Source organism: Achromobacter sp. NFACC18-2 (genome assembly GCF_900108985.1).
GTDB lineage: Bacteria > Pseudomonadota > Gammaproteobacteria > Burkholderiales > Burkholderiaceae_B > Achromobacter.
Genome location: NZ_FNYM01000016.1, coordinates 165,221 through 173,432, shown reverse-complemented (window position 1 = coordinate 173,432; position 8,212 = coordinate 165,221). Strand labels below are relative to the sequence as shown.

At 63.6% G+C, this 8,212-nt stretch carries 9 protein-coding genes; 1 reads left to right on the top strand and 8 read right to left on the bottom strand.

Features of this window, described 5'->3' with window-relative positions; genetic code table 11:
• The 8 genes from BMW75_RS29765 to hrcA form a co-directional block, all read right to left on the bottom strand.
• On the bottom strand, positions 1-299 hold a 299-nt coding region (locus BMW75_RS29765; RefSeq protein WP_371467529.1), incomplete at its 3' end, for a helix-turn-helix domain-containing protein.
• A 113-nt stretch (positions 300-412) separates the two neighbouring features.
• Positions 413-1,540 (bottom strand): molecular chaperone DnaJ, encoded by a 1,128-nt coding sequence (gene dnaJ / locus BMW75_RS22730; protein ID WP_092581970.1) that lies wholly within the window; start codon positions 1,538-1,540, stop codon positions 413-415.
• A gap of 110 nt (positions 1,541-1,650) precedes the next feature.
• Positions 1,651-3,576, bottom strand: a complete 1,926-nt coding sequence (gene dnaK, locus BMW75_RS22725; RefSeq protein ID WP_076519084.1) for a molecular chaperone DnaK — start codon at positions 3,574-3,576, stop codon at positions 1,651-1,653.
• A gap of 84 nt (positions 3,577-3,660) precedes the next feature.
• Positions 3,661-4,065 (bottom strand): thioredoxin family protein, encoded by a 405-nt coding sequence (locus tag BMW75_RS22720; protein ID WP_092581969.1) that lies wholly within the window; start codon positions 4,063-4,065, stop codon positions 3,661-3,663.
• Between the two features lie 14 nt (positions 4,066-4,079).
• Positions 4,080-4,637, bottom strand: a complete 558-nt coding sequence (gene grpE, locus BMW75_RS22715) for a nucleotide exchange factor GrpE (RefSeq protein WP_092581968.1) — start codon at positions 4,635-4,637, stop codon at positions 4,080-4,082.
• A 141-nt stretch (positions 4,638-4,778) separates the two neighbouring features.
• Positions 4,779-5,015 carry a hypothetical protein gene (locus BMW75_RS22710; RefSeq protein ID WP_092581967.1) on the bottom strand — a complete coding sequence of 79 codons (237 nt, stop codon included), beginning with the start codon at positions 5,013-5,015 and terminating at the stop codon, positions 4,779-4,781.
• Positions 5,005-6,120, bottom strand: coding sequence for a ferrochelatase (gene hemH, locus BMW75_RS22705; protein ID WP_092581966.1), 1,116 nt, complete (start codon positions 6,118-6,120; stop codon positions 5,005-5,007). Before hemH ends, BMW75_RS22710 begins: the two co-directional genes overlap by 11 nt.
• A gap of 45 nt (positions 6,121-6,165) precedes the next feature.
• On the bottom strand, positions 6,166-7,170 hold the full coding sequence (gene hrcA / locus BMW75_RS22700) for a heat-inducible transcriptional repressor HrcA (protein WP_076519079.1): 1,005 nt from the start codon (positions 7,168-7,170) through the stop codon (positions 6,166-6,168).
• Positions 7,171-7,312: 142 nt separating this feature from the next.
• Between hrcA and BMW75_RS22695 the strand changes: the two genes are divergently transcribed.
• Positions 7,313-8,212: an NAD kinase gene (locus BMW75_RS22695; protein WP_076519078.1), complete on the top strand. Its 900-nt coding sequence runs from the start codon at positions 7,313-7,315 to the stop codon at positions 8,210-8,212.

Here is an 8,212-nt window from a genome sequence, read left to right as displayed (position 1 = left end):
AACTGCGCCTTCTCGCGGGCTTCCTTGAGCTGAATCTCCAGTTCCTTGATCCGCTGCTCGGGGGTAAGCACTTTGCCTTGACGATCCATGTCCACTCCTCTGACCGTCGGCAGGCTCCAGCCGCTTAGTCCCGGCCGACCATGCTTGCGCAGCCACACCAGCACCGTCGACCGACCTTGGATTCCATAGCGGCGCTGAGCCTCTTTGTACGTCAGCTCGCCTTTTTCCACCTGCTCGACAACGGACAGTTTAAAAGCCAGGCTGTAGTCCCGCTGGGTGCGCTTGATCCTTGATTCCAATTGACTCTCCCTTTTTCTCTCAAAAAGGTGTCAACCAATTCCAGGACGGGTCACTGCCCGAAAAAAAAGCCGCGACAAACGTCGCGGCTTTTTTGCGCTGATCGGCAGCGCGATCAGCTGAAGAATTCCTTCACGCGGTCCGTCCAGGATTTGCTCTGCGGCGAATGGCGGTCGCCACCGTCGTTCAGCGAGGCCTCGAACTGGCGCAGGATGTTCTTCTGGTCGTCGCTCAGGCGCACCGGCGTTTCGACCACGACGTGGCAGTACAGGTCGCCCGGGTAGCTGCCGCGCACGCCGCGGATGCCCTTGCCGCGCAGGCGGAAGGTCTTGCCGGATTGCGTGCCTTCGGGGATGGAGATTTCGGCCTTGCCGCCCAGCGTGGGGACCTGGAGCTCGCCGCCCAGCGCCGCCGTGGTGAACGGGATGGTCAGTTCGCAGTGCAGATCGTCGCCGTCGCGCTGGAAGATCTTGTGCTGCTTGATGTGGATTTCCACATACAGGTCGCCCGGAGGACCGCCATTGATGCCGGGTTCGCCGTTGCCGCTGGAGCGGATGCGCATGCCGTCGTCGATACCGGCCGGGATCTTGACCTGCAGGGTCTTGTTGCGGCGGATGCGGCCGACGCCGTCGCAGGCCTGGCACGGATCGGTAATTTCCTTGCCGTTGCCGTGGCAGGTGGGGCAGGTCTGCTGGACGCTGAAAAAGCCCTGCTGCATGCGCACGGCGCCGGAACCGCCGCAGGTGCGGCAGGTCTTGGGCGAGGTGCCGGGCTTGGCGCCGGAACCGTGGCAGGTGTCGCAGTTTTCCCAGCTGGGAACGCGGATCTCGGTGTCGAAGCCGGCTGCGGCCTGTTCCAGGGAGATTTCCAGCGCGTACTTGAGGTCGGCGCCGCGGTAGACCTGCGGGCCGCCGCCGCGACGTCCGCCGCCGCCGCCGAAAATTTCGCCGAAGATGTCGCCGAAGGCGTCGGCGAAGCCGCCGCCCATGCCCGCGCCGCCCATGCCGGCGGCGTTGGGGTCCACGCCCGCATGACCGTAGCGGTCGTACGCGGCGCGTTTTTGTTCGTCGCCCAGGACCTCGTAGGCTTCCTTGGCTTCCTTGAACTTCTCTTCGGCTTCTTTGCTGTCCGGATTGCGGTCCGGATGGTATTTCATGGCCAGCTTTCGATAGGCCTTCTTGAGATCGTCGTCCGAGGCATTCTTTGCCACACCCAGGACGTCGTAATAGTCGCGTTTTGCCATGATCCGTGGGCTCAAAAATCGAGCCTTCTTTTCAGTGCTACAGAATGAGTTCGCCCGGTAGACGGATTTCTCCGGCTACCGGGCGGCAGAGGCAGGTCAGCGCCCGGCCATTATTGGTCGCGCTTGACTTCCTTGAAGTCGGCGTCGACGACGTTGTCGTCCACCGGCTTCGCGTTGTCGGCGGCCTGCTGCTGGCCAGCGGCCTGTTGCGCCTGCATGTCGGCGTACATCTTCTCGCCCAGCTTCTGCGATGCCGTGGACAGCGCTTCCACCTTGGCGTCGATCGCGGCCTTGTCGCCTTCCTTCAGCGTGTCTTCCAGGTCCTTGATCGCGGCTTCGATGCTTTCCTTCTCGGACGCTTCGAGCTTGTCGCCGTACTCGGTCAGCGACTTGCGGGTGGCGTGCACCAAGGCATCGGCCTGGTTGCGCGACTGGGCCAGTTCGGCAATGCGGTGATCTTCCTCGGCGTTGGCCTCGGCATCCTTGACCATGCGCTGGATCTCGTCTTCCGACAGACCCGAGTTGGCCTTGATGGTGATCTTGTTTTCCTTGCCGGTGCCCTTGTCCTTGGCGGACACGTGCAGGATGCCGTTGGCGTCGATGTCGAACGTGACTTCGATCTGCGGCATGCCGCGCGGCGACGGCGGAATGCCTTCGAGGTTGAACTCGCCCAGGGCCTTGTTGCCCGCGGCGATTTCGCGTTCGCCCTGGAACACCTTGATGGTCACGGCCGGCTGGTTGTCGTCGGCGGTCGAGAACGTCTGCGAGAACCGGGTCGGGATCGTGGTGTTCTTCTGGATCATCTTGGTCATCACGCCGCCCAGGGTTTCGATACCCAGCGACAGCGGCGTCACGTCCAGCAGCAGCACGTCCTTGCGGTCGCCCGACAGCACGGAGCCCTGGATGGCGGCGCCAGCGGCGACGGCTTCATCGGGGTTCACGTCCTTGCGCGGATCCTTGCCGAAGAATTCCTTCACCTTTTCCTGGACCTTGGGCATGCGGGTCATGCCGCCGACCAGGATCACGTCGTCGATGTCGGAAACCTTCACACCGGCGTCCTTGATGGCGACGCGGCAGGGCTCGATCGTGCGTTCGATCAGTTCTTCGACCAGCGCTTCCAGCTTGGCGCGCGTGATCTTCAGGTTCAGGTGCTTGGGACCGGAGGCATCCGCCGTGATGTACGGCAGGTTGATTTCGGTCTGCTGCGCGGAGGACAGCTCGATCTTGGCCTTTTCGGCAGCTTCCTTCAGGCGCTGCAGGGCCAGCACGTCCTTGGACAGGTCGACGCCTTGTTCCTTCTTGAACTCGGCAATGATGTAGTCGATGATGCGCTGGTCGAAGTCTTCGCCGCCCAGGAAGGTGTCGCCGTTGGTCGACAGCACTTCGAACTGCTTTTCACCGTCCACGTCGGCGATTTCGATGATGGACACATCGAACGTGCCGCCGCCCAGGTCATAGACGGCGATCTTGCGGTCGCCCTTTTCGGTCTTGTCCAGGCCGAACGCCAGTGCCGCGGCGGTGGGTTCGTTGATGATGCGCTTGACTTCCAGGCCCGCGATGCGGCCGGCGTCCTTGGTGGCCTGGCGCTGGCTGTCGTTGAAGTAGGCGGGCACGGTGATGACGGCCTCGGTCACTTCTTCGCCCAGGTAGTCCTCGGCGGTCTTCTTCATCTTGCGCAGCACGTCGGCCGACACTTGGGGAGGCGCCATCTTCTTGCCGCGCACTTCCACCCAGGCGTCGCCGTTGTCGGCCTTGACGATGGCGTAGGGCATCAGGTTGATGTCCTTCTGCACCGCCTTTTCTTCGAACTTGCGGCCGATCAGGCGCTTCACCGCATACAGGGTGTTGCGCGGGTTGGTCACGGCCTGGCGCTTGGCCGGCGCGCCGACCAGGGTCTCGCCGTCATCCATGTAGGCAACGATGGAGGGAGTGGTGCGAGCGCCTTCCGCGTTTTCGATGATCTTGACCTGCCCGCCGTCCATGACAGCCACGCAGCTGTTGGTCGTTCCCAGGTCAATGCCAATAATCTTGCTCATGGTGGGTTACCTTGATTATTAAATCTATGAAAATTTGGGGAAAACTGCTTGTCCCCCCATAACTGGGGTTGCCCGAGGGGTTTTTCAAGACGCCGGGCGGGAAATTTCCGCGCCCGGTTCCTGCAGGCGGTGGATCGCCGCCGTGAACTGGGGCAATCCGGGCCAGCCGGTGATGCGCCCCAGCCGTTTCCCGGACCGGTAAAGCACAAAAGTGGGGACGCCATGCAACGAAAAGCGCCGGCCCAGCGGTTCGTCCGCATAGACGTCGGCCTCGAACCAGGTCAGGCCCAGGCCCAGCAGCGTTTCCTGGTGCAGCAGCGCGGCCTGCTTGAACAGGTTGCAGTTGTAGCAGTCCTGCCCCCACAGGAACACGCAGCGCAGGTCCGAGCCAGGCGCCTGCACGACCGCCGCATCGAATCCGGCCGTGTCGACATGACGCATGCCGAACACCTGGAATACCTGTGCCGGATCGAAGCGGGAGTCCGTCATGGCGGAGAAACCAATCAGCCCTGGCCGGCCGACACGACCACCAGCGCCGGGCGCAGGGTACGGTCGGCAATCACGTAGCCCTTCTGCAGCAATTGCACCACCGTGTTGGCGGGCTGCTCGTTGGGAATGGATGAAATGGCCTGGTGCTGGTGCGGATCGAACTTGTCGCCCTGCGCCGGCGCGATTTCCTTGAGCAGGTTGCGCTCGAAGGCGGCGGCAAGCTGCTTGAGGGTGACTTCGACGCCTTCGCGCAGCGTGTCGACCGTCTGGTCAGGCTGGGCCAGTGCGGCTTCCAGGCTGTCCTTGACCGGGACCAGGCTTTCGGCGAACGATTCGATGCCGAACTTGCGCGCCTTGGAAACTTCTTCCTGGGCGCGGCGGCGCACGTTCTCGGCTTCGGCCTGCACACGCAGAAGCTGGTCGTGCTGCTCGTTGACGGTAGCCTGGGCGGCGTCCAGTTGGGCGCGCAACTCGTTCAGCTCGGCCTGCATAGCGTCCTGGGCGGCGGGTGCCGCGTCGGCGCTCTGGCCGACTTCGGGCGCCTGCTCAGCAGGCTCGTGGGGTGCCGTCATGGGGAATCCTCCAAAAAGAATGGCTTTCGCAGACATGAATGGGGGCCAATACCCCTATTTCAAGCCCGGGTAAGTGAATAATTCCCTCACGGGCGGCGGCCAGGGCGCCGCGCGAACGGACCGCCCTGGGTCTCGAACCGCTTACTTCTTGCTGGGCTGCGCCGGCGCGACGGGGTCGCTGGCCGGAAAACTTTCCTTCAATGCGCGGTCGACACGCTTGTCGTCCGCATCCGGATTGGAGGGAATCGCGACCGGGTCGCTGGCCGGAAAGGTGTCGGCCAGGGCTTCGTCCAGCTCGTGTTCGATGTGGTCTTCATCGACCGGGGTGCTAACGCTCCCCTTTTTTGTCGACTTTCCAGTCTTGGGATCATGCTGCATGCGCCTTCTCCTTCAAGTCCGTGGTGCCTGGTACCCACCCCTGCAAGTGCCGTGCCACCAGCCCTGACAGCCCCGCGATCCAGGCTTCGTCGTCGTTGATGGCCGGAATGTAACGGAACTGCCTGCCCCCGGCTTCGAGGAAGGCGTCCCGGCATTCCAGGCTGATTTCTTCCAGGGTTTCAAGACAGTCTGCCACAAATCCCGGGCACACCACATCGACCTCGGTGACGCCCGAGGCGGCCAGCGCCTTGAGCGTCGGCTCGGTGTAGGGCTCCAGCCAGCGGGCGGTGCCGAACCGGCTCTGGAACGTCACTTCGATCTGGTCGCGCGGCAGGGACAGGCGTTGCGTCAGGAGCCGGGCCGTCTCCAGACAATCGCGGTAGTAGGGGTCGCCAAGCTCGATCGAGTAGCGCGGCAGCCCGTGAAAACTCATGACCAGCTTCTGGGGCTTGCCGTGCTCCAGCCAGTACCGCTCGATGCGCGCGGCCAGCGGATCCAGGTAGGCCGGATCGTCGTGGAAGCGCTTGATGAAGCGCATCTCGGGCTGGTCGCGCAGCCTGCCCGCATGGCGGGTGACCGCATCGACCACCGTGGCGGTGGTGCTGGCGGCGTACTGCGGATACAGCGGCACGGTGAGGATGCTTTCGCAGCCCTGCTTACGCAGGTTCGAGATGGCATCGGGGATGGAGGGATTGCCGTAGCGCATGCCCAGTTCGACCACGGCGTCCACGCCCGCGGCGTGCAAAGCGGCGCGCACGCCGTCCGCCTGCCGCTTGCTGTAGACCATCAGGGGCGAGCCCTCCTGCATCCAGATGCCGGCGTAGCGCGGCTCCAGCCGCTTGGGACGGCGGACCAGCACGATGCCGTGCAGGATGGGCTTCCAGAGGTAGCGCGGGATCTCGATGACGCGGGGATCGGAAAGAAATTCACCGAGGTACTTGCGGATGTCCTTGGCCGTCGGGGTGTCCGGCGTGCCCAGGTTCACTAGCAGCACGCCGACCTTGCCCGGCACGCGCGGCGGCGGATCTTCGTTGAAGGGGTCTTCTTGCTGCGGTTCAGGAAGGTAGCGCTCAGGCCAGAGATACTTGAACAGGCGAAGAAACACAAAAACTCCCGTTCCTCCGCAAGGAGGATGTAGCTTTGAATGGAACTACTGATTGTGACTGAGGGCGTTGGACAGCAAACGCGCCGTGATGTCCACGATGGGAATGACGCGTTCGTAGGCCATGCGGGTCGGGCCGATCACGCCCAGGGTGCCCACCACCTTGCCATCCACGCCGTATGGGGCGGTGATGACGGAGACGTCTTCCATGGGCACAAGCTGCGAATCGCCGCCAATGTAGATCTGCACGCCCTGCGCCCGGCTGGACACGTCCAGCAACTGCAGCAGATCGGTCTTTTTCTCGAACAGCGAGAACATCTTGCGCAACCGGTCCATGTCGGACGCGATGTCGGTCACGTCCAGCAGCTTGCGTTCGCCCGAAATGACCACGGCATCGCCGTCTTCGGCGGCTTCGGCGCTGGCTTCGACGGCGGCCTGCATCAGGCGCGAGATGTCTTCGCGCAATTGGGCCAGTTCGGTCGACAGCGTCTGCCGGACGGCATTGAAGGACTTGCCGGCGAAATGCATGTTGAAGAAGTTGCCGGCCTCGAGCAGCTCGGATTCGGAGTAATCGCGCTGCACGAAAAGAATGCGGTTCTGGACGTCGCCGTCAGGCGTCACGATGATGAGCAGGACGCGCTTGTCCGACAGGCGGATGAATTCGATCTGGCGAAAGACCTGCGCGCGCTTGGGCGTGAGCACCACGCCCGCGAACTGGGTCAGGTTCGACAGCAGCGCCGCGGCCGCGTTGACGGCGCGGGTGGGCTCGGCCGCCGAGAGCATTTCGCCCATGTTGTGCGGCTGCAGCTGGTACGACTGCACCGACAGCAGCGAATCGACGAACATGCGGTAGCCGCGCGGCGTGGGTACGCGGCCGGCCGAGGTGTGCGGACTATGGATCAGCCCCAGCTCTTCCAGGTCCGCCATGACGTTGCGGATGGTGGCCGGGGACAAATCGAAGACTTTAGATAGCGTCCGCGAGCCGACTGGCTGCCCATCGGCGATGTAGCGTTCTATCAACGCTTTCAGTAATGCGCGTGCGCGGTCATCCATAACGGCTATTTTAGGGAATCTTTTCCAATTGAGGCGATTTTTGTCCCGCAACCCGATATACGGCCCCATATAATCGGCTAACCGGCTCATTTCGGGCTGGATTCGGCTTTCCGGTTTCGCCCTTCTCACTTTTGACGCAGCCATGCATTTTCCTATCGTCGCCCTGATCGGCAGATACCAGGACACTGGCCTGGATACACCGCTGAGAGCGCTTGCGCACGCGCTGACGCAGGCGGGCCGGCAGGTGCTGATCGACGCGGACACGGCGCGCAACACCGGGCTGACCGAATACCCCATCGCCACGCTCGAAGAAATCGGCAAGACCGCCTCGCTCGCCGTCGTGATGGGCGGCGACGGCACGGTGCTGGGCGCCAGCCGCCACCTCGCGCCTTACGGCATGCCGCTGGTGGGCATCAACCACGGGCGGCTGGGCTTCATCACTGACATCGCCCTGCAGGACGCGCACGCCGCGCTGGCCCGCGTGCTGGAAGGCAGCTTCCAGATCGAAGACCGCATGCTGCTCGAAGGCAGCGTCTGGCGCGGCGACCAAAAAATGTATTCCGCATCGGCCCTGAACGACGTGGTCCTGAATCGCGCGGGACGCGGCGGCATGATTGAGGTGCGGGTCGAGTTGGACGGCGCCTTCATGTACACGCAGCGCGCCGACGGCCTGATCATCGCCACCCCCACCGGGTCCACCGCCTATGCGCTGTCGGCCAACGGGCCCATCCTGCACCCCGGCATGAACGCCCTGGTGCTGGTGCCGGTGGCGCCGCAAACACTGTCGAACCGCCCCATCGTCATCCCGGACACGGGCGTGCTGAACATGACCCTCACGGCCATGGGCCGCGTCGAAGTCGGCGCCAGCGTGCACTTCGACATGCAGACCTGGTCCGACCTGCAACCGGGCGACCGCATCGTCGTGCAGCGCGCGCCCTATACCATCCGCTTCGTGCATCCCGAAGGCTACAGCTTCTTCTCCACCCTGCGCCGCAAGCTGCACTGGAACCTGATGCCCGAAGCCTCCGACAACGTAGAGTAG

Coding starts and splice junctions, on each gene's coding strand:
- dnaJ (WP_092581970.1), bottom strand. CDS start 1,540: ATGGCAAAACGCGACTATTACGACGTCCTGGGTGTGGCAAAGAATGCC.
- dnaK (WP_076519084.1), bottom strand. CDS start 3,576: ATGAGCAAGATTATTGGCATTGACCTGGGAACGACCAACAGCTGCGTG.
- BMW75_RS22720 (WP_092581969.1), bottom strand. CDS start 4,065: ATGACGGACTCCCGCTTCGATCCGGCACAGGTATTCCAGGTGTTCGGC.
- grpE (WP_092581968.1), bottom strand. CDS start 4,637: ATGACGGCACCCCACGAGCCTGCTGAGCAGGCGCCCGAAGTCGGCCAG.
- BMW75_RS22710 (WP_092581967.1), bottom strand. CDS start 5,015: ATGCAGCATGATCCCAAGACTGGAAAGTCGACAAAAAAGGGGAGCGTT.
- hrcA (WP_076519079.1), bottom strand. CDS start 7,170: ATGGATGACCGCGCACGCGCATTACTGAAAGCGTTGATAGAACGCTAC.
- BMW75_RS22695 (WP_076519078.1), top strand. CDS start 7,313: ATGCATTTTCCTATCGTCGCCCTGATCGGCAGATACCAGGACACTGGC.